The following is a 19,852-nucleotide window of genomic DNA, read 5'->3' on the forward strand; positions in this document are numbered from 1 at the left end:
CCGCCGGCGCTAGGCCGATTCGGCCAAGGCCGCCGACTGCCAGACCTCCGCCAGCTCCTGTAGCGGAATGTCCAGGGCGCGGCTCAAACCGACCACCGTACCGAAGGCGGGGCTGGGCAAGCGGCCGGACTCGATCTTGCGAAGCGTCTCCGGGGAGATGCCCGCCTCGCGCGCCACGGCGGCCGGGTCTCGCTGCGCCCGTGCCGCGCGCAGGTAGGCGCCGAGCCGTCGACCGGCCTCGACCTGAGCGGGGGTAAGGGGTAGGCGAACCATGCGGCTACCCTACGGGTTGGTATTCAAATACCGCAAGCGCTACGGTGGTATTTAAATACCGAACTGGAGGATGCTCGTGGTCGAACTGAAAACACCCGCCGAGATCGAACGGATGCGGGTGACCGGCCGATTCGTTGCCGAAGTCCTGGCCGAACTCCGCGAACGCGCACAGGTGGGAGTCAATCTGCTGGACCTGGAGCGGCACGTGCGCGACCGCATCCGCGAACGCGGCGCCACCTCCTGCTATTGGGACTACGCACCCTCCTTCGGGCGCGGACCGTTCCGCAACACCGTCTGCCTGTCGGTCAATGACGCGGTGCTGCACGGGCTTCCGTTCGACTACACACTGCGCGACGGCGACGTCCTGAGCATCGACCTCGCGGTGAGCATCGACGGCTGGGTAGCCGACTCGGCGATCACGGTCATCGTGGGCACCGCCGCCGAACCGGATCGTCGCCTGGTCCGCGCGACCGAGGAGGCGCTGGCCGCCGCGATCGAGGTGGCCCTGCCGGGCAACCGGATCGGCGACATCTCCGCCACCATCGCCGAGGTCGCCCACGGTTACGGCTACCGGGTCAACACCGAATTCGGCGGTCACGGCCTGGGCCGCACCATGCACGAGGACCCGCACGTGTCCAACGCCGGGCGCCCCGGCCGCGGCATGCGCCTGCGCCCGGGCCTGACCCTCGCCCTGGAACCGTGGCTCGCCGCGGGCACCGACCGCATCGTGACCGATCCGGACGGATGGACGCTCCGCTCGGCCGACGGTTCCCGCACCGCCCACTCCGAGCACACCATCGCCGTCACCGACGATGGCCCGCGCGTGCTGACCCTCGCCGACTGAACCACGGGATCTCAGCCCTGTTCGCGAACGCCGGGATACTCGGCGCGCAGCGCGTCGAGATCGTCGGCGGCCAACCGCAGGGCCGCGAGTTCCCGCCGCCGCTCGGCCGCCCGCTCCACATCGCCTGCGGCCGAGTGCATATCGGCCAGCATCGCGAGGGCGCGGCCGCGCTCGAGCTGCGTGGCGGATCGGTCGAACCGCCGCAGCCCCACCTCCAGCACCCGGATCGCCTCGGCCTCGTTGGTCTTGAAGTCCCGCAGGATCCGAGCGTTGTCGAGCACCCGGGCGAGCTCGGTGAGTTCGCGCGAGCCGCCGTACTCGATGTCGGGTTCGTCGTGCTCGATGTAGATGATCGAATTGCCGGCGGGGTCCACGACGGTAAACCGCGTCTGCCCCGGCCGGAACCGAGTGATCCGCGGCGCGCCGCGCGCCGGGACCCGGCCGTAATGCTCGCGCAGGGCCGCGCTGAATTCCGCATGCCGATGCGCGGCGTCATCGATCAGCACGAGGCAGCCCACGTGCGCTTCCTCGGCGCTCCCGGCCTGCGGCGGCGTCGGTCCCAGATGGATCTGATATCCGTCGCGATGCAGCACGGCGTAGGCATAGGGCCTGGACTGCTCGTCGGTCACCTTGTACCCGAGCGCGCGATAGAACTCGAGCGTGACCGGCAGATCGCCGCTCCAGAGCACCGGAATCGAGATGGCCACCCATCCCCTCCCTTCCTGCTGTATTCAAATTTGACTAGCTCACGGTAAGTCGGTTGGCGAGGGGAAGTCAAATTTGACTAGCATGGTGGTCGATCGAAAGGAGCCTCGTGTCCGCCGTGCGCCTGCTCGTATTGGGAGTCATCCGGCTGCATCAGCCCACCTACGGGTACGCGGTGCGCCGGGAACTGCTGTCGTGGCGAGCCGAGACCTGGACCAATGTCCGGCCCGGATCGATCTACCATGCCCTCAAACAGCTCACCGCGGAGGACAAGCTGCGTGCGGTGCGGACCGAGGACAGCGACCAGGGCCCCGGCCGCACCTTGTTCGAGCTGACCGCGGCCGGCGACGACGAGTTCTTCGCGAGCCTGCGGGCCGCGCTGGTCAGCGTCGACATGGAGGAACTCGGCGCGGGCATCGCGTTCATGGACGCGCTGCCGCGACAGCAGGTTGTCGACCTGCTCACCACGCAGCAGCGGGCCACCGCCGAGATCCGCGACGGCCTGCTGACGATGCGGTCCGAGTTTCCCAGCCGCTACGACGCGCCCTACTCGCCCGACCTGCTCGAACTCTGGAGCGGCGTCTTCGACAACTTCACCGGATGGACCGACCGGCTGCTGCGACGCCTGGCGGCGGGCGAGTACCGCATGGCCGACGATCCCCCTCGGCCGACGGGCGACGACCCGGACACGGCCGGTTAGGCTCTCCCGGTGGACAATCCCTTCGGCCCCGTCGGCACCGCCAACTACGTTCTGCTGACCACCTACAAAAAGGATGGCACCCCTGTCGGGACACCGCTGTGGGCGGCGCTCGACGACGGCAAGCTGTATGTCTGGACGGTCGCCGACAGCTGGAAGGTGAAGCGCATCCGCCGCAATCCCGCGGTGACGCTGCAACCGTGCAGCGCCACCGGTACACCGCGCGGCGATGTAATCGAAGGCACCGCAAGCATTCTCGACGACGAAGGCAGCGAGCGGGTGCGCAAGCTGATCAAGCGCAAGTACTCCGTGCAGGGCTGGCTGGTCGTCACCGGCAGTGTGCTGCGGCGGGGGCGGCGCGGCACCGTCGGTATCGAGATCGCCACCGGTAGTTGAGCGGAGCGGGGCACGCTACTCGGGCGGAACCTCCCGGCTGATCGACAGCCCGACCGAGCGGTCCTTGCCCAGGATCAGCTTGTGCCCCTGCACGGCCAGGGTGCCGAGCACGCCGTACTTGCGCCCGATCACCCCCCGTATCCGGTCGGTGCCCGCCGCGTCGAGTACCTCCGCGGTGCCCGCCACGACCTCCCCGTCTTGGACCCGGCCGCGGTTGTCGCACGCCTGGAGCGTGACCGACGGGTTGCGGCGAATCCGTTTCACCTTCCAGGTCTTGGGGTTGGTCCACACCACGATGCGGTCACCGTCGGGCGCCACCCAGACCGGGGTGCCGACCGCGGTGCCGTCCTTCTTGTAGGTCGTCAGCAGCGCGTACTTGGATTGCGCGAGATCGTTCCAGGTCATGGACAAGACACTACGGCGGTGCGGCCCCGGCCACATCCGTCCCCGGACGCACGGACCCCTACGCCTGCGCGCGTAGGCGGACGCCCGGCACAGGCCGACCGCCGACGGTCGACACGAGCGCGAACTACTCGAGTTCGCCCTCGGTCTCCAGGTACACCTGCCGCAGCCGCTCCAGCGTCTCCGGTTCGGGATGCTCCCACAGCTTGCGCTCGGCGGCCTCGAGCAGGCGTTCGGCGATGCCGTGCAGCGCCCAGGGATTCGACTGCTCCATGAACTTACGGTTCACGTCGTCGAAAACGTAACTCTCCGAGAGCTTCTCGTACATCCAGTCGGCGACGACATTGGTGGTGGCGTCGTAGCCGAACAGGTAGTCGACGGTCGCCGCCATCTCGAAGGCGCCCTTGTACCCGTGCCGGCGCATCGCCTCGAGCCATCGTGGGTTGACCACGCGGGCGCGGAATACGCGGGTGGTCTCCTCCGAGAGTGTGCGGGTGCGCACCGAGTCGGGGCGGGTGCTGTCGCCGATGTAGGCCTCGGGGTTGCTGCCGGTGAGCGCCCGCACCGCCGCCACCATGCCGCCGTGGTACTGGAAGTAGTCGTCGGAGTCGGCGATGTCGTGCTCGCGGGTGTCGGTGTTCTTGGCCGCCACCGTGATTCGCCGGTACGCCGTGCGCATGTCGTCGGCCGCCGGGATGCCGTCCAGACCCCGGCCGTAGGCGAAACCGCCCCAGGCCGTGTACACCTCGGCCAGATCGTCGTCGGTGCGCCAGCTCTTGGAGTCGATCAGCTGCAGCAGTCCCGCCCCGTAGGTGCCGGGCTTGGAGCCGAAGATGCGGGTGGTGGCGCGCCGTTCGTCGCCGTGCCCCGCCAGATCCGACTGGGCGTGCGCGCGAACGTAATTCGAGTCGGCGGGTTCGTCCAGTCCGGCGACCAGGCGCACGGCGTCGTCGAGCAGCGCCAGCACGTGCGGGAACGCGTCGCGGAAGAATCCGGAGATGCGCACGGTCACGTCGATGCGCGGGCGGCGCAGCTCCGCGAGCGCGATCGGCTCGAGGCCGGTGACGCGGCGGCTCGCCTCGTCCCAGACCGGCCGCACGCCCAGCAGCGCGAAGACTTCCGCGATGTCGTCGCCGGAGGTCCGCATCGCCGAGGTGCCCCACACCGACAGTCCGACCGACCGCGGATACTCGCCGTGGTCGGACAGATAGCGCTGCAGCAGCGAATCCGCCATGGCCTGACCGGTTTCCCACGCCAGCCGCGACGGCACCGCCTTCGGATCGACCGAATAGAAGTTGCGCCCCGTCGGCAGCACATTGATCAGCCCGCGCAGCGGAGAGCCACTCGGCCCCGCGGGAATGAAGCCACCGTCCAGAGCGTGCAGGATGCGGTCGATCTCGACACCGGTCTCCCGCAGGCGCGGCACCACTTCCGTTGCGGCGAAACGCAATACGGCCCGCAGAGTGTCGACCCGATCAGCCGGGACCACGATCCGCGCACTCCCGGGGCCATCCTCCACCAGCGCCGAACCAGCCACGGGCGCAACGCCTCCGGAAACCACGACTTCGTCGGCACTGCGCCCGGCAGACGCAACGTCACTCGACATCACGGCCTCGCCCACAGCACGCCCAGCCACCGATGCAACATCCCCCGACACCATGGCTTCGTCCGCAGCACGCCCAGCCACGGGCGCAACGTCTCCCGGCACCACGGCCTTGTCGGCACCACGCCCGACAACATCTCCCGGCGCACCGGCATTGTCCGCCGCGGAGGCGATGTCCGCCGCGACGCCCTGGGCGGTGGGCGTGAACTCCTCGACCGTGACGAGTTCCGCCAGCACCTCGTCGACCGCCCCGGGCGCCCAGTCCGCCGCTTGCAGCGCGGCGAGCAGGGCGCGCGCTCGGGACTCCACGGCGTCCACCCGTTCCCGCGATTCGTCCCCGGATTCGCTGAGCCCCAGCGCTTCCCGCAGGCCGGGCACCGCGATCTCACCGCCCCACAGCTGCCGGGCCCGCAACATCGCGAGCACCAGATCCAGCTCGCCCGCACCGGCGGGCGCCTGGCCCAGCACGTGCAGGCCGTCGCGGATCTGCACGTCCTTGATCTCGCACAGCCAGCCGTCGACGTGCAGCAGCATGTCGTCGAAGGAGTCCTCGTCCGGCCGCTCGGTCAGGCCCAGGTCGTGGTCCATCTTCGCGGCCCGCATCAGCGTCCAGATCTGCTGGCGGACCGCGGGCAGCTTCGCCGGATCCAGCGCGGAGATATTGGCGTGCTCGTCGAGCAACTGCTCGAGCCGGGAGATGTCGCCGTAGGTCTCCGCGCGGGCCATCGGCGGAATCAGGTGGTCGACCAGGGTGGCATGCGCGCGCCGCTTGGCCTGTGTGCCCTCGCCGGGGTCGTTGACCAGGAACGGGTAGATCAGCGGCAGGTCGCCGAGTGCGGCGTCGGTGGCGCACGCCGCGGACATGCCGAGCGTCTTGCCCGGCAGCCACTCCAGGTTGCCGTGCTTGCCCAGATGCACCATGGCGTCCGCGCCGAAGCCCCCGGCGGTCTCGTCCGCCGAGAGCCAGCGGTACGCGGCCAGATAGTGGTGGCTCGGCGGCAGATCGGGGTCGTGGTAGATCGCGACGGGATTCTCGCCGAACCCGCGCGGCGGCTGCACCATCAGCACCACGTTGCCGAAACGCAGTGCGGCGATGACGATCTCACCGGGCGGATCCGCCGACCGGTCGACGTACAGTTCGCCCGGCGGCGGTCCCCAGGCCTCGATCACGGCGTCGCGCAGCGCGGCCGGGAGCGTCTCGAACCACGCGGCGTACTGTTGCGCGCCGATGCGAATCGGGTTGCCCTCCAACTGTTCCGCGGTGAGCCAGTCAGGGTCTTGGCCGCCCGCGGCGATGAGCGCGTGGATGAGCGCGTCGCCGTCGCGTTCCGCCAGCCCCGGGATCTCGCCCGGAGCGCCGAGATCGTAACCGGCCGCGCGCATCTCGGTCAGCAAGCGGATGGCGCTGGCAGGCGTGTCGAGCCCGACGGCGTTGCCGATGCGCGCGTGCTTGGTGGGGTACGCCGACAGCATGAGCGCGATGCGGCGCTGCCCGGCCGGGATGTGCCGCAGCCGGGCGTGGCGCACCGCGATGCCCGCCACCCGCGCGGCGCGTTCGGGATCCGGCACGTAGGCGGCCAGGCCGTCGGCGTCGAACTCCTTGAACGAGAACGGCACCGTGATGATGCGGCCGTCGAATTCCGGCACCGCGACCTGGGTGGCGACGTCCAGCGGGGACAGGCCGTCGTCGTTGTCCGACCATTGCGCGCGGCCGCTGGTCAGGCACAGCCCTTGCAGGATGGGCACGTCCAGGTCGGCGAGTGCGCCGATGTCCCAGGCCTCGTCGTCACCACCGGCCGACGCCGCGGCGGGCTTGCTGCCGCCCGCGGCGAGAACGGTCACCACCAGGGCGTCGGCGGCCCGCAAAGTCTCGATCAGCTCCGGTTCGGCCGTGCGCAGCGACGCGCAGTACAGCGGCAGCGGGCGCGCGCCCGCGTCCTCGATCGCGGTGCACAGCGCGTCGACGTAGGCGGTGTTGCCCGCCAGCTGCTGAGCGCGGTAGTAGAGCACGGCGACCGTCGGGCCGTCCACCTCGCGAGCCGATCGCCGCAGTTCGCCCCAGTTGGGCAGGTGCACCGGGGGTTCGAAGCCGTGCCCGGTGAGCAGCACGGTGTCGGACAGGAAGTGGTGCAGTTGCCGCAGGTTGTCGGCCCCGCCCGCGGCCAGATAGTTGTGCGCGTCGGCCGCCACGCCGCCGGGTACCGTCGAGCACTCCATCAGTTCGGCGTCCGGGGCCATCTCGCCGCCCAGCGCCACCATCGGAATTCCGCTCGCGCGCAGCGTGTCCAGGCCCTCCTCCCAGGCCCGGCGGCCGCCGAGAATGCGCACGACCACGAGGTCCGCGCCGTCGAGCAGCGCCGGGAGATCGTCGGCCAGCAACCGCGCCGGGTTGGCCAGCCGGTAGTCGGCGCCGCTGGCACGCGCGGACAGCAGATCGGTATCGGAGGTGGACAGCAGCAGAATCACGGTTCGGCCTTCCTCGGGTGACGCGCCCATGCGGCAGTTGGCGCCCGGCAGGAGGGTCTGACTGTCACAGTGGCGCGACCGCACCGGAATTGCACCGGTTTCCTCATGCTGAGCGAGCCCCCGGATGCTACCGCGTGGGTGTCGCGCGGCCTGCACGCCGGGGCATGCGAACGGATGCGCGGACGCGCTTCGGCGCGTTGGCAATCCACCGCGGCGGCGAACTCTGCATCGAACCGGCAACGACCTGGGGTTCATCTGTGTCACACGCAGGTGCGGCGGCGTACGCTCGATATATGCCGAACTCACCAGGATGGGTCAGGCGGAATCGCTTCGCCGCCTGGTCAGGAATTGTTTGCATGATGATTGCTGTGGCATTGCTGGCAATGGCATTGGCGGCCGCGGCCGGGAATCGAGGCGATCTGCTGCTGATCGCCGCGGGAATGTGTGCGGCGGTGGCGATCTTCGGTCTGCTGTCCTTCCAGTCCACCTCGCGCCGCGACCGTCTCGACCACCACGAACGGCCACATCTGCTCGACGACTGCTTCGCTCCGCAGCCGCCCTGGAAGATTCCCGCCCGGGAAGAGGACGACGAGAGTCCACGCTGACCGTCGGCCGGATACTCCGGCCGGGCCGCCCGCCCGGCCGCGGCACCTGTGTGCCCGAACGCGCGAGTGTCCCGGACCCGCCACCCGATTCCGTCCAGCGGCGCGGATCGTAGGCTGGATGGATCATGACTCGCTCCGCGCCTGATTCCTGCCCCGGTGTGTTGCGGCTGCATCAGGCCGCCGATGGGCCACTGGCCCGCATCCGGCTGCCCGGCGGCGCGGTGCGGCCCGATCAGTTGCGGACGCTCGCCACGGCGGCGCGGGAACTCGGCGACGATCATCTGGAACTCACCTCGCGCGGCAATGTGCAGTTGCGGCGGGTGCGCGATGCCGCCGCCCTCGCCGATCGCCTCGACGCCGCCGGGCTGCTGCCCGCTCCCACCCACGAGCGGGTGCGCAATATCGTCGCGTCGCCGCTGTCGGGACGGGTGGGCGGCCGGACCGATGTGCGTGCGCTGGTTCCGGCGCTCGACGAGGGGCTGCGGTCGAGTCCCGCGCTGGCCGAGTTGCCGGGGCGGGTGCTGTTCACGCTGGACGACGGGCGCGGCGATGTCAGCGGTCTCGGTGGCGACCTCGGCGTCCACGCGGTCTCCGACCAGCACTACGCGCTGGTCCTGGGTGGCCGTGACTCCGGCATCCGGCTCCCCGTCGCCGACGCGGTCGAGGTGCTGCTGGCGGCGGCGCACGGTTTTCAGGAGCTGCGCGGAGAACGCTGGCGATTGCACGAGATCGAGGACGGCCCCGCCCGGGTCGCGGGGCGTCTCGGTCTCGAGGCCACCGCCGAACCTCTGGAACTCGGTGCGCGCCACGAGGTTCCGATCGGCTGGTTCGTCCAGTCCGACGACCGGGTAGCGCTCGGCGCGGGCGTGCCGCTCGGCAGCCTGCCCGCGCGGACCGCGGAATTCCTCGCCGCGGTGGAGCGGCCGATCCACGTGACGCCGTGGCGCAGCCTGATACTCGCCGACCTCGACGAGTGGGCCGCCGATCAGGTGCTGCGGGTCCTCGCGCCGATGGGGCTGATCTTCGACGCGAACTCCCCCTGGCTGCTGGTGACCGCCTGCGCCGGGCAGCCCGGTTGCGCCAAGTCACGCACCGACATCCGCGCCGACGCCGCGGCCGCGATCGCCGAGAATCGGGTCCGGCCCGGTGCGCCCGCCGCCCCGGCCGCCGGACTCGCCGCCCGCGACCTCCTGGTCTCGGGCCGCCAGCACTGGTCGGGTTGCGACCGCCGCTGCGGCCGGCCCCGCGGCCTCGTCACCGATGTCGTCGCCGAACCCGGCGGCTACCGCCGCACCCCACCCGGCACAGCGCGCTGAACTCGACCGGGCTCAGGGCGGCGCGTCGGTGCCGGTGGGCCGCCGCTTAGGCTGGTCGCCATGTCCGATGTACGCACCAGCTACCTCACCGACGGGGCCGAGATCTATCGGCGCTCGTTCGCGACGATCCGGGCCGAGGCCGATCTGGCCCGGTTCCCGGCCGATGTCGCCCAGGTCGTGGTGCGGATGATTCACGCGTGCGGGCAGGTCGATCTCGCCGCCGATGTGGCGCACAGCCCGGACGTGGTGGCGAAGGCGCGCGCGGCGCTGCGGGCCGGGGCGCCGATCCTGTGCGACGCGACCATGGTCGCGTCGGGCGTCACCCGCAAGCGCCTGCCCGCCGACAACGAGGTGCTCTGCCTGCTCGCCGATCCCCGGGTGCCCGACCTGGCGCGATCGCTGCACACCACGAGATCGGCCGCGGCGCTGGAACTCTGGCGCGACCGCCTCGACGGCGCGGTGATCGCGATCGGCAATGCCCCGACCGCCCTGTTCCACCTGCTCGACCTGCTCGACGCGGGTGCGCCACGGCCGGCGGCGGTGCTCGGTATTCCGGTCGGCTTCATCGGCGCGGCCGAATCCAAGCAGGCCCTCGCCGAGTACGGCGGCCCGGATTTCCTGACCGTGCACGGCCGTCGCGGCGGCAGCGCCATCACCGCGGCGGCGCTCAATGCGATTGCGAGCGAACAGGAATGAGCGACACGGCCAAGGGCAAACTGTGGGGAATCGGCCTGGGCCCCGGCGATCCGGAGCTGGTGACGGTGAAGGCGGCGCGGCTCATCGGCGCGGCCGACGTGGTCGCGTTCCACAGCGCCCGGCACGGCCGCAGCATCTCCCGCGGGATCGCCGCGCCCTATCTGCGCCCCGGGCAGCTCGAGGAGCACCTGATCTACCCGGTCACCACGGAGACCACCGACCATCCCGGCGGCTATCAGGGCGCCATCGACGAGTTCTACGAACGCTCGGCCGCGCTGCTCGCCGCCCATCTCGACGCGGGGCGCACGGTCGCGCTGCTGGCGGCCGGTGATCCGTTGTTCTACAGCTCCTACATGCATATGCACCGGCGGCTGGCGGACCGTTTCGAGGCCGAGATCGTGCCCGGCATCACCTCGGTCAGCGCCGCGTCCGCCGCGCTGGGCACGCCCCTGGTCGAGGGCGAGCAGGTACTGACCGTGCTGCCCGGCACGCTCCCCGCCGACGAACTCACCCGCCGCCTCGCCGGCACCGAGGCCGCCGCCATCATGAAGCTCGGCCGCACGTATCCCGGTGTGCGCCAAGCCCTTTCCGACTCCGGCCGGCTGTCCGACGCCTACTACGTGGAACGTGCCAGCAGCGGACGCCAGCGAGTGCTGCGCGCCGCCGAGGTCGACGACGCCGAGGTGCCCTACTTCGCCATCGCCGTCGTGCCCGGCCCCGCGCCGACCACCGAGATCCCCCTGTCCCCCGCGCCCGCCGCCACCCTCGCGGCGAGCCGCACACCGCACCCGACGGCGCAGGTACCCGCGGCGAGCAGTCCGGCAGCCGAGTCCCACCCACGTTCCCCGCGAGCCGTAACCGCTGAACTTGTCACGCCACCAGGCACCGACGCCACAACGGCCGCCGGACATATCGCGCTACCCCGTACCGACAACGCCACAGCTTCCGATGTCGCGACCGCGCAGGACAATTCGGGCTCCGGCGCGCAGCGCCCCGGCACGCTTCCGGAGTCGATGGACTCGCCGGACGCGGCCGAAGCTCCGTTCGCAACCTCCGGAGAGGTCGTGGTGGTGGGTTTGGGACCGGGCGCGGCGGAGTGGACCACGCCCGAGGTGACCGAGGCGCTGGCACAGGCGACCGACCTCGTCGGCTACACGACCTACATCGACCGTGTACCCGTGCGCCCCGGGCAGCGGCGGCACGCCAGCGACAACCGGGTGGAGTCCGAACGCGCCGCCATGGCACTGGATCTGGCCGCGCGCGGCGGCCGGGTGGCGGTGGTGTCCTCCGGCGATCCGGGTGTGTTCGCCATGGCCGCGGCGGTCGTGGAGGAGTCCGCGGAGCCGCGGTGGCGCGGCGTCCGGGTGCGCGTGCTGCCGGGCATGACGGCGGCCGGCGCGGTCGCCGCCCGGGTCGGCGCACCGCTCGGCCACGACTTCGCCATGATCTCGCTGTCGGACCGGCTCAAGCCGTGGGAGGTGGTGGCACAGCGCATTTCGGCCGTCGCCGCCGCCGATATGGCCCTGGCCGTCTACAACCCGGCCTCCACCCAGCGCACCTGGCAGGTGGCGGCCATGCGTGACCTGCTGCTCGAACACCGCAAGCCGGACACCCCCGTGATCGTCGGCCGGGATGTCGGCGGGCCCGCCGAATCGGTCCGTGTGGTGCCACTCGCCGACCTCGATCCGGCCCAGGTCGACATGCGCACGCTGCTCATCGTCGGCGCCTCCACCACCACCGCGTTCGACACCCCGACCGGCACCCGCGTCTACACCTCACGCCGCTACGGCACACACTGAGCACCGCCCAGCGCCCGGGCCGGACAGGTCCGGTACCGTGGCCCGCGCCGGGAGCAAACCCGCCGCCGCGCCGCCACCACCGGCCGAGCCCGGGCACGCCGACCGCACCGACCCGCGCGCACGGGCTATCCCCGGGCACGCCGACCACACCCACCCGCGCGCACGGGCTACCCCCAGGCACGCCGACCACACCCCGCGCCAACCGGGCCACCCCCGGGCACGCCGACTGCACCCACCCGCGCCAACGGGCTACCCCCGGCCGGGCCCGAGCCGCGCGGGTTCCGGCACCGCTCGCAACGGGTACACCGTCACGCAGTGCACCGGGTACGCTGCGGCCCGGCTTATGCACGGCTAATATTCCAATGTAGAAGGTTGTCGTGGGAAGGGGCTGGTGTGGCCGAGAGTTCGTCGAAGCGGGGGCTGAACTCGACCGCGGCATCGCTGCTGGGGTTTCTGCACGAGGGGCCGATGTCGGGATGGGATCTGGTGAACCTCGCCCAGGAGCGGATCGGGGATTTCTGGACGATCACGCAGAGCCAGGTGTACCGGGAGCTGGGCTCGATGGACAAGGCGGGCTTGGTCGAGAAGGGTGAGCCGGGCGCGCGCGACCGCACTCCCTACCATCTCACCGACGCGGGCCGGGAAGCGTTCGCGGAGTGGATCGCTCGCGATCCGGGCGCCGAAACTATCCGGGTGCCACTGTTGCTGACGCTGTCGTTCGGGGAGTTCGTGGAACCCGAGCGCCTGGACCGGATCATCGCCGCCAATCGCCGCATCCACGAGCAGCGCCTGGCCGGATACCTCGAGAGCACCGACGAGGAGATGTCGCGGTGCGAGCGGGCGACGCTGGATTTCGGCATCGGCTACGAACGAGCCGTTCTGGAATGGTTCGACCGGCTGCCCGCGCTGCTGGACCGGCCGGTCCGTCAGGCCTGAGCGCGCAGCCAATCCCTGGCCGCGGCAACGGTTTCCACCGTCGCCGCGCCGGGCGGCAGCGGTGGGCGGTCGATCATCACGACCGGTATCTCGCGGGTGCGGGCGGCGGTGAGTTTGGCGGCCGTGAGGTCTCCCCCGCTGTCCTTGGTGACCAGTACGTCGATGCGCCGGTCGGTCAGCAGCCGCAGTTCGTCGTCGGCGGTGAACGGGCCGCGGGCGAGCAGGATCTCGTGATCGGGCGGCAGCGGGCCGTTGGGCGGGTCGATGGCGCGAATCAGGAACCACGAGCCGGTGACCTGAGCGAAGGCGCCCGCGCCTTGGCGGCCGATGGTGAGAAACACTCGCCGGCCCGGTGCCGCAACGGTTTTCGCGGCGGCGTCCAGGTCCGGCACGCGCGTCCACCGGTCGCCGGACGATTCCCGCCAGCCGGGGCGGCGCAGGTGCATGATCGGGACGCCCGCGGCCGCAGCGGCAGCGGCCGCGTGGCCGGACATCGTGCCCGCGAACGGATGCGTCGCGTCCACGACCGCGTGAATGTCGTTGTCCGTCAACCAGGCTCGCAGGCCCTCGGCGCCCCCGAAACCCCCTATCCGCACCGCACCGGCGGGCAGCACCGGTGCGCGAACGCGACCGGCGAGCGAGGAGACGATCTCGAATCCTCGCTCGCCGGTGGTGATCTCGGCCAGCTCCCGCGCCTCGCGGGTGCCGCCGAGAATCAGGACCTTCAGAACTACTGCCCCGCGAAGTAGGCCTGGCCCGCGTCGATGAGCGACGGGCCGCCCGCCACGAGCAGGCCGATGACGGCGCCGATCAGCGCGCCGGGGATGAGGCCGAACCCGAGGAAGAAGAAGCCGATGAGGGCGCCGATCACGGCGCCGACAGCCGCGCCCAGCGACGCGTGCTGCAGCTCCGCGAAGAACCAGTCCTGCGCGGAGATGTCCTTGACCTGGGCCACCGAGCCCGCGGTGGGGGTCAGGGTGAGGCGACGGCCGTCCTCGTCGATCGCCGCGGCGACCTCGGTCTTCTGGTCGCCGGACTGCACCGCCAGCGGGTACTCCATGATCTTCTCGCCCGCACCGTTGGTCAGGCTGACCACCTTGGCGTCGTGGTCGACGGTGAAGGCGCCACCGGTCACCGTGGTCACCACGGACTTGGCGGCGGCGTCGAGCTGGGTGGTGTAGCCGACGCCACGGTCCTCGCCCCGCACCGCCGGTGCGGACTGCTCGACCTGGCCCGGAGCCGGAGCGGCGGGCTGCGCGTAGCTGGTGCCGGCCGCGATACCCGTGGACGCGATGGCGATCAGCGCGGTGGCGGCGAACTTCTTGTACTTCATCTATCTCCCCATCAGGAAAACAACTTCCGACAAAGAATCGGAATCCGGAGACCGACAATACCTGTTGGACAGTTGACCGTTCACCCCCAGGCTTGGGGGCGGGTGCCGCTTCATCGGTTCTTTGTCACCGACCACTGGGTGACCGGCAGCTGCGGGCGCCACGCTGTGAAGCCGCCCAAGGGTTCGGCGCGCTGGATCTGGATCTTGCGTAGCGCGCCGCCGTGGCGGACCGACCAACGCACCAGCAGGGCTTCCGATTCCACCGTGACGGCGTCGGCGACCAGCCGCCCACCGGACGGCAAACGGTCCCAACAGCTTTCGAACAGCTCCGGCTGGGTCAGGCCGCCGCCAAGGAAGATCGCGTCGGGAGCCGGGAGGTCGGCGGCGCGCAGTGCGCCGAGCACCTCGCCGCGGACGTCGATGCCTGGAACGCCCAGGGCGGCGGCGTTTTCGGCGATCTGGCGACGGCGCGACTCGGACCGTTCGAAACTCACCGCGCGGCAGGCCGGATGCGTGCGGCACCATTCGATGGCGATGGTGCCCGAGCCGCCGCCGACGTCCCACAGCAGTTCGCCAGGCGCGGGGGCCAACGCGGACAGGGCCAGGGCACGCACCTCCGCCTTGGTGAGCTGGCCGTCGCCGCCGTAGACGGCGTCCGGCAGTCCGGGCACCCTGGTCAGTCGCGGGGCCGCGGGGTCGGCGGCGCACTCGACGGCGACGATGTTCAGGGGGTCGCCCGGTGGTTCTGCCCACGACGCGGCGATGCCGGAGACGGTCCGCTCGGCCCCGCCACCGAGTTGTTCGAGCACTGTGAGCCGCGACGGACCGAATCCGTTGCGGCCCAGGAGATCCGCCAGCCGCGTCGGGGTGGTTTCGTCCGAGGCGAGTACCAGGATCCGGCGTGCGCTCGCCAGTTCCGGCAGCACCGTTTCGAGAGGTCTGCCGACGACGCTGACCACGGGCGTCTCCGCCAGGTTCCAGCCCAGCCGGGCGCACGCCAGTGACGCCGACGACGGCTGCGGCAGCACCCGGAGTGCCTGGGGCCCCAAGAGTTTCGCCAGCGTCACGCCGATCCCGTAGAACATCGGATCCCCGCTGGCCAGCACGCAGACCCGCGAATCCCGGTGTGCCGCGAGCAATTCCGGCAACGCGGGCAGCAGGGGCGACGGCCATGTCACGCGATGCGGACGCGCTACCTCGTCCGGCACCAGGTCCAGCTGTCGTGCCGACCCGAACAGCACTTCGGCGTCCGCGACCGCCTCGCGGCTCACCGCACCGAGCCCGCGCCAGCCGTCGGCCCCGATCCCCACCACGGCGATCGGCGTTTCCGCGGGCCAGGGCATCGTCGCGGGTGCGGTCACCGCCGAACCCCGCGCAGTCGCAGCGTCGACGATCGATCCCCGACAATCCCGACGAACAGCCGTGGCCGTGGCGTTCGCCCACTACTCCGGCTACCGGACAGCGCATGTCGTGACGGTGTCACCCGGGCCGCATCCGATATCGGATGCACACGCCGGGTCGGGTCGGCATAGTCCGGCACGACGGGCGCGCGTTGCAGGTTGTGGGCGCCTGTCGACCAGCGGCCTCGGGCCGTCACGGTATCGAGCCGCCTCGCTCGGCCACTGTTCACCTGCTCGAATGCCCGGCTCACCGGGGTAGCCGCCGCCAAATCGACTGCGGGACAAGACGCGCGACGGCGAACGCCGGGCGCAGGATGCCCGGGACCCAGAGGCGTTCGGCGCGGCGGCGCAGGCCCGCGACGACGGCCTCCGCCACCTGCACCGGGGTGCTGGAGAACGGGGCCGGTTTCATGCCCTCGGTCATCTTGCCGATGACGAACCCGGAACGCACCAGCAACAGATGAACTCCGCTGCCGTGCAAGGCATCCGCGAGGCCGCTGGCGAAACCGTCGAGTCCGGCCTTGGCCGAGCCGTACACGTAGTTGGCGCGCCGCACCCGGATCCCGGCGACCGAGCTGAACACCACGATCTGGCCGCTGCCCTGCGCGCGCAGCAGATTCGCCAGTGTGGTGAGCACGCTGATCTGCGCCACATAGTCGGTCTGCGCCACGGCGACGGCCGCCGCCGGATCGGCCTCGGCACGGGCTTGGTCGCCCAGGATGCCGAACGCCAGCACCGCCACGCCGAGGCGTCCGTGTTCGGCGGCGATCTCCTCCAGCAGCGGTCCGTGGCTCGCCACCTCGTCGGCGTCGAATTCGACCTGGTGCACCGCGGCCGCACCGGCGCGTTCCAGCCGCGACCGCGGCTCCGCGAGATCACCGCTGCGCCGCGCCGCCAGGATCACCACCCGGCCGGGCGCCAGTCGCTCCGCGATCTCGAGTCCCATCTCACTGCGGCCGCCCAGCAGCAGCACCGCACCCTCGTCGACTTCGCGTCCGCGCGTACTCATGGGCCACAGTCTGCCAAACCGGGCGATCCGGCCGTCCGCACCCGCCCTCGCGCTTGCTAGCGTCGCGGTCATGACGAGCGCCGACATCCGGATCGAACTGTCCCCCACCGCCCTCGAGTTCGTGACCGAGCGGCACCTCGCGACCCTGACCACGCTGCGGGCCGACGGCACGCCACACGTGGTCGCCGTCGGCTTCACCTGGGACCCCGAGGCGGGAATCGCGCGCGTCATCACGTCCGGCGACACGGTCAAGGCCCGCAACGCGCGGCGCGGCGGCTACGCCGCCGTCAGTCAGGTGGACGGCGCCCGCTGGCTCACCCTGGAGGGCCCGGCGGAGGTGCTCACCGACCCCGCCGACGTCACCGAAGGCGAACGCCGCTACGCCCTGCGCTACCGAACCCCGCGCGAAAATCCGCAGCGAGTCGTCATCGCCATCCGAGCGACGCGCGCTCTCACCAGCAGCAGGCTGCGCGACTGACGGTCGCTCACCGCCCCCTGAGACGCACGATCCCGGCAACGCAGCCATGGTCGAACGACCCTCCGGGACAAACCTCGGCGGGCGATGTCGTCCGGCCAGATATCACCCCAGCCCGTCCGAGCCGTAGCACACACCACGGTCAGCCCATCCGAACCGCGGCTTACACCGTGGTCAACCTGTCCCAGCCGCGGCTCACACCACGGTCAACCCGTGCGGGCGGTTGTTCATGGACTCGCAGCCGTCTTCGGTGACGACGACGATGTCCTCGATGCGGGCGCCCCATTCGCCGCGGAAGTAGATGCCGGGCTCGATGCTGAAGGCCATGCCGGGCTCCAGCACGATGTCGTTGCCCGCGACGATGTAGGGCTCCTCGTGCACCGACAGGCCGATGCCGTGGCCGGTGCGGTGGATGAAGTTGTCGCCGAAACCGGCCTCCGCCAAGGGGTTTCGCGCCGCAGCGTCGATGGATTCGGCGGTCACGCCCGGGCGCACCGCGGCGACCGCGGCGGCCTGCGCCTGCTCCAGCACCGCGCAGCGGGCCGCGATCTCGGGATCCGGCTCGCCCAGGACATAGGTGCGGGTGGAGTCGGAGAAGTAGCCCGGCTCGACCGGGCCGCCGATGTCGACGACCACCACGTCACCGGCCTCGATGAGGCGATCGGACACCGCGTGGTGCGGGTCGGCGCCGTGCGGGCCGCTGCCGACAATCACGAACTCGGCGCCGGTATGCCCCTCCGCCACGATCGCCGCGGTGATGTCGGCGGCCACGTCGGCCTCCGTCCGGCCCGGACGCAGCCATTCGCCCACCCGCGCGTGCACGCGGTCGATGGCCTCGCCCGCGCGGCGCAGCGCCTCGATCTCGCTGGCGTCCTTGCGCATTCGCAGCCGCCGCAGCACCGGGGTGGCCGACACCGGCAGCGCGTTCAGGGTGTCGGCGATGGGCAGCAGGTGCAGCGCGGGCATGGTGTCGTCCACCGCCACCCGGGCGCCGGCGTTCAGCGCCGACTTCACCACCCGGTACGGGTTCACGCCGTCGGTCCAGTCGAGCACCTGCAACCCCAGCTCGCCCGCCGCCGACCCGGACAGCGACGCCAGCTCCAGCTTCGGAACCACCACCGAGGGCGTCTCCCCGCTGGCCGGAATCACCAGACAGGTCAGCCGTTCGAACGACTGTGCCCGCGACCCGAGCAGATACCGCAGGTCCGGGCCCGGCGTGATGAGCAGTGCGTCCAGCTTCGCGGCCCGTGTCAGCTCCGCCGCCCGCTCGAGCCGTTTCCCGTAGACGTCCGCCGTGAACCGTGCCTCCGATTGCGCGCTCATAGTCCTCGACGGTACGCCAAAACCACTACCGTTCCCCACCGTCCGCCGCACCCACCGCATGGTCCGCGGAGTTCGCGCCGGTATGTCGGGGCGATCGGCTAGCGTCTCGGGCATGAGCTCACCTGCCGCCGGTCCGCTGCTGCTGCTCGACGGGGCCAGCCTGTGGTTCCGGGCCTTCCACGCCATCCCGGAGAAGATCACCGCGCCCGACGGGCAGCCGGTCAACGCGCTGCGCGGATTCACCGATATGGTCGCGGCGCTGATCACCCGGCACCGCCCGGCACGGCTGGTGGTGTGCCTGGATCTGGACTGGCGGCCGCAGTTCCGGGTCGACCTGCTGCCGTCGTACAAGGCGCACCGCCTCGACGCCGCGGACGATGCCGAGCCCGGCGCGGAGGAGGTGCCCGACACCCTCACCCCGCAGGTGGACATGATCCTCGGCGTGCTCGCGGCGGCGGGCATCGCGACCGGCGGCGCCGACGGGTTGGAGGCCGACGACGTGATCGGCACCCTCGCCAGCCGCGAGCGCACCGACCCGACCATCGTGGTCAGCGGCGACCGCGACCTGCTGCAGTTGGTCCGCGACGAGCCCGCACCGCCGGTCCGGGTGTTCTATGTAGGCCGCGGCCTGGCCAAGGCGGAGCTGTGGGGCCCGGCCGAGGTGGCGGCGAAGTACGGTGTGCCGCAACAGAATGCCGGTCCCGCCTACGCCGATATGGCGACCCTGCGCGGCGACGCGTCCGACGGCCTGCCCGGTGTCGCGGGCATCGGCGACAAGTCCGCCGCCACCCTGATCTCCCGCTTCGGCAGCCTCGACGCCCTGATAGCCGCCGTCCACGACCCGAATGCCGATCTGGCACAGGGAATCCGGGCCAAACTCCGCGCCGCCGACGACTACCTGAAGGCGGCGGCGCCGGTCGTCCGTGTCGTCCGCGACGCGGATGTCCACCTCTCCGGCTCCGACCTGCTCCCCACCGCCCCCGCCGACCCCGAGGGCTTGCACACCCTGGCCGCCGCCTACAACGCCGAAAGCCCGATCAAGCGCCTGGTCAAAGCCTTGGAGACCCGCCCCGTGTGACAGTCTCCCGCCCGCACCCGCGAAGGTCATCGCCCGCCGCACCGGCCTGAATACCCGGTCCCCGCAACCTCTTCGCGTCGCTCGCTCCGACCGTGCTCTGCACGGAGCGGCTACTCGCCACCATCCTGCGCGCCCGAACACAAGCGTCGTCGCACCCCATCCCGCACGACGGCCAGGCTATGACCCGTGTCAGCGGCCAGGAGAAGCGCAGGCACTGCGGATCGGAGAACGACTCGAATCGCCAGGGCAGGTCCGCGGCGCGCCACGGGCGCAGCATCACGGTGCCGTCGGTCAGCGGCGGATCGGAAAAGGGCAAGGGGCTCATGACAGTTCGCGGGGCCCCCCGGGGGCGGGGGGGGCGGGGGGGGCGAGAGAGGGGGGCCCCCCCGAAGGTGGGGGGGGGCGCCCTGGGCCGCCGGGGGGGCACTTCGTGGCTCCCCCCCCGCCCGCCGCCGCTGGGGGCGCCGTGGGCGCGGGCCTCCACCACCGGCGCGGC

19 protein-coding genes are annotated in these 19,852 nt (G+C 71.3%); 10 read left to right on the forward strand and 9 right to left on the reverse strand.

Features of this window, described 5'->3' with window-relative positions:
- Nucleotides 1-9 precede the first annotated feature (9 nt).
- Complete coding sequence (locus QH470_RS26340) at nt 10-273, reverse strand: helix-turn-helix transcriptional regulator (RefSeq protein ID WP_280275040.1); 264 nt, start codon at nt 271-273, stop codon at nt 10-12.
- Between the two features lie 76 nt (nt 274-349).
- On the opposite strand from QH470_RS26340, the gene map reads away from it, so the two are divergent.
- Complete coding sequence (gene map / locus QH470_RS26345; RefSeq protein WP_280275041.1) at nt 350-1,117, forward strand: type I methionyl aminopeptidase; 768 nt, start codon at nt 350-352, stop codon at nt 1,115-1,117.
- An 11-nt stretch (nt 1,118-1,128) separates the two neighbouring features.
- On the opposite strand, the gene QH470_RS26350 is transcribed toward map, so the two are convergent.
- Complete coding sequence (locus QH470_RS26350; RefSeq protein ID WP_280275042.1) at nt 1,129-1,824, reverse strand: VOC family protein; 696 nt, start codon at nt 1,822-1,824, stop codon at nt 1,129-1,131.
- Between the two features lie 107 nt (nt 1,825-1,931).
- Between QH470_RS26350 and QH470_RS26355 the strand changes: the two genes are divergently transcribed.
- Together QH470_RS26355 and QH470_RS26360 are read left to right on the forward strand one after the other, a co-directional pair.
- Nucleotides 1,932-2,522 (forward strand): PadR family transcriptional regulator, encoded by a 591-nt coding sequence (locus QH470_RS26355; RefSeq protein WP_280275043.1) that lies wholly within the window; start codon nt 1,932-1,934, stop codon nt 2,520-2,522.
- A 9-nt stretch (nt 2,523-2,531) separates the two neighbouring features.
- Nucleotides 2,532-2,915 carry a PPOX class F420-dependent oxidoreductase gene (locus QH470_RS26360; RefSeq protein WP_280275044.1) on the forward strand — a complete coding sequence of 128 codons (384 nt, stop codon included), beginning with the start codon at nt 2,532-2,534 and terminating at the stop codon, nt 2,913-2,915.
- 15 nt (nt 2,916-2,930) lie between these two features.
- Here the strand turns inward: QH470_RS26360 and QH470_RS26365 are convergent, their stop codons facing one another.
- Together QH470_RS26365 and QH470_RS26370 are read right to left on the reverse strand one after the other, a co-directional pair.
- Entirely contained in the window at nt 2,931-3,320 is a 390-nt protein-coding gene (locus tag QH470_RS26365) for a PPOX class F420-dependent oxidoreductase (protein WP_280275045.1), read from the reverse strand.
- A gap of 124 nt (nt 3,321-3,444) precedes the next feature.
- Nucleotides 3,445-7,641: a cobaltochelatase subunit CobN gene (locus QH470_RS26370; RefSeq protein WP_425302786.1), complete on the reverse strand. Its 4,197-nt coding sequence runs from the start codon at nt 7,639-7,641 to the stop codon at nt 3,445-3,447.
- A 101-nt stretch (nt 7,642-7,742) separates the two neighbouring features.
- On the opposite strand from QH470_RS26370, the gene QH470_RS26375 reads away from it, so the two are divergent.
- From QH470_RS26375 to QH470_RS26395, 5 genes are all read left to right on the forward strand, one after another.
- On the forward strand, nt 7,743-7,991 hold the full coding sequence (locus tag QH470_RS26375) for a hypothetical protein (protein ID WP_280275047.1): 249 nt from the start codon (nt 7,743-7,745) through the stop codon (nt 7,989-7,991).
- A 125-nt stretch (nt 7,992-8,116) separates the two neighbouring features.
- Entirely contained in the window at nt 8,117-9,307 is a 1,191-nt protein-coding gene (cobG, locus tag QH470_RS26380; RefSeq protein ID WP_280275048.1) for a precorrin-3B synthase, read from the forward strand.
- A 60-nt stretch (nt 9,308-9,367) separates the two neighbouring features.
- Nucleotides 9,368-10,003: a precorrin-8X methylmutase gene (locus QH470_RS26385; protein WP_280275049.1), complete on the forward strand. Its 636-nt coding sequence runs from the start codon at nt 9,368-9,370 to the stop codon at nt 10,001-10,003.
- Complete coding sequence (locus QH470_RS26390; RefSeq protein WP_280275050.1) at nt 10,000-11,802, forward strand: precorrin-2 C(20)-methyltransferase; 1,803 nt, start codon at nt 10,000-10,002, stop codon at nt 11,800-11,802. Before QH470_RS26385 ends, QH470_RS26390 begins: the two co-directional genes overlap by 4 nt.
- Nucleotides 11,803-12,195: 393 nt before the next feature.
- Complete coding sequence (locus QH470_RS26395) at nt 12,196-12,738, forward strand: PadR family transcriptional regulator (RefSeq protein ID WP_280275051.1); 543 nt, start codon at nt 12,196-12,198, stop codon at nt 12,736-12,738.
- On the opposite strand, the gene QH470_RS26400 is transcribed toward QH470_RS26395, so the two are convergent.
- The 4 genes from QH470_RS26400 to dprE2 all read right to left on the reverse strand — a co-directional run bounded on the left by QH470_RS26400 (nt 12,729) and on the right by dprE2 (nt 16,480).
- Entirely contained in the window at nt 12,729-13,466 is a 738-nt protein-coding gene (locus tag QH470_RS26400; protein WP_280275057.1) for a cobalt-precorrin-6A reductase, read from the reverse strand. The genes QH470_RS26395 and QH470_RS26400 overlap by 10 nt on opposite strands.
- A gap of 2 nt (nt 13,467-13,468) precedes the next feature.
- Nucleotides 13,469-14,071, reverse strand: a complete 603-nt coding sequence (locus QH470_RS26405; protein ID WP_280275052.1) for a DUF456 domain-containing protein — start codon at nt 14,069-14,071, stop codon at nt 13,469-13,471.
- Between the two features lie 110 nt (nt 14,072-14,181).
- Nucleotides 14,182-15,414 carry a precorrin-6y C5,15-methyltransferase (decarboxylating) subunit CbiE gene (gene cbiE / locus QH470_RS26410; RefSeq protein ID WP_280275058.1) on the reverse strand — a complete coding sequence of 411 codons (1,233 nt, stop codon included), beginning with the start codon at nt 15,412-15,414 and terminating at the stop codon, nt 14,182-14,184.
- Nucleotides 15,415-15,718: 304 nt separating this feature from the next.
- The gene (dprE2, locus tag QH470_RS26415; protein ID WP_280275053.1) at nt 15,719-16,480 is read right to left on the reverse strand and encodes a decaprenylphospho-beta-D-erythro-pentofuranosid-2-ulose 2-reductase; all 762 of its coding nucleotides are present in this window, start codon (nt 16,478-16,480) and stop codon (nt 15,719-15,721) included.
- Nucleotides 16,481-16,550: 70 nt separating this feature from the next.
- Between dprE2 and QH470_RS26420 the strand changes: the two genes are divergently transcribed.
- The gene (locus tag QH470_RS26420; RefSeq protein WP_280275054.1) at nt 16,551-16,958 is read left to right on the forward strand and encodes a PPOX class F420-dependent oxidoreductase; all 408 of its coding nucleotides are present in this window, start codon (nt 16,551-16,553) and stop codon (nt 16,956-16,958) included.
- A 192-nt stretch (nt 16,959-17,150) separates the two neighbouring features.
- Here the strand turns inward: QH470_RS26420 and QH470_RS26425 are convergent, their stop codons facing one another.
- Nucleotides 17,151-18,278: a M24 family metallopeptidase gene (locus tag QH470_RS26425; protein WP_280275055.1), complete on the reverse strand. Its 1,128-nt coding sequence runs from the start codon at nt 18,276-18,278 to the stop codon at nt 17,151-17,153.
- A gap of 112 nt (nt 18,279-18,390) precedes the next feature.
- On the opposite strand from QH470_RS26425, the gene QH470_RS26430 reads away from it, so the two are divergent.
- Nucleotides 18,391-19,356: a 5'-3' exonuclease gene (locus QH470_RS26430; RefSeq protein ID WP_280275056.1), complete on the forward strand. Its 966-nt coding sequence runs from the start codon at nt 18,391-18,393 to the stop codon at nt 19,354-19,356.
- The last annotated feature ends 496 nt before the right edge of the window (nt 19,357-19,852 follow it).

The organism is Nocardia wallacei, assembly GCF_029868745.1.
Classification (GTDB): Bacteria; Actinomycetota; Actinomycetes; order Mycobacteriales; family Mycobacteriaceae; genus Nocardia; species Nocardia wallacei_B.

Coding starts and splice junctions, on each gene's coding strand:
- QH470_RS26375 (WP_280275047.1), top strand. CDS start 7,743: ATGATGATTGCTGTGGCATTGCTGGCAATGGCATTGGCGGCCGCGGCC.
- dprE2 (WP_280275053.1), bottom strand. CDS start 16,480: ATGAGTACGCGCGGACGCGAAGTCGACGAGGGTGCGGTGCTGCTGCTG.
- QH470_RS26430 (WP_280275056.1), top strand. CDS start 18,391: ATGAGCTCACCTGCCGCCGGTCCGCTGCTGCTGCTCGACGGGGCCAGC.
- QH470_RS26385 (WP_280275049.1), top strand. CDS start 9,368: ATGTCCGATGTACGCACCAGCTACCTCACCGACGGGGCCGAGATCTAT.
- QH470_RS26425 (WP_280275055.1), bottom strand. CDS start 18,278: ATGAGCGCGCAATCGGAGGCACGGTTCACGGCGGACGTCTACGGGAAA.
- cbiE (WP_280275058.1), bottom strand. CDS start 15,414: ATGCCCTGGCCCGCGGAAACGCCGATCGCCGTGGTGGGGATCGGGGCC.
- QH470_RS26365 (WP_280275045.1), bottom strand. CDS start 3,320: ATGACCTGGAACGATCTCGCGCAATCCAAGTACGCGCTGCTGACGACC.
- cobG (WP_280275048.1), top strand. CDS start 8,117: ATGACTCGCTCCGCGCCTGATTCCTGCCCCGGTGTGTTGCGGCTGCAT.
- QH470_RS26340 (WP_280275040.1), bottom strand. CDS start 273: ATGGTTCGCCTACCCCTTACCCCCGCTCAGGTCGAGGCCGGTCGACGG.
- QH470_RS26405 (WP_280275052.1), bottom strand. CDS start 14,071: ATGAAGTACAAGAAGTTCGCCGCCACCGCGCTGATCGCCATCGCGTCC.
- QH470_RS26420 (WP_280275054.1), top strand. CDS start 16,551: ATGACGAGCGCCGACATCCGGATCGAACTGTCCCCCACCGCCCTCGAG.
- QH470_RS26390 (WP_280275050.1), top strand. CDS start 10,000: ATGAGCGACACGGCCAAGGGCAAACTGTGGGGAATCGGCCTGGGCCCC.
- QH470_RS26370 (WP_425302786.1), bottom strand. CDS start 7,641: ATGAACCCCAGGTCGTTGCCGGTTCGATGCAGAGTTCGCCGCCGCGGT.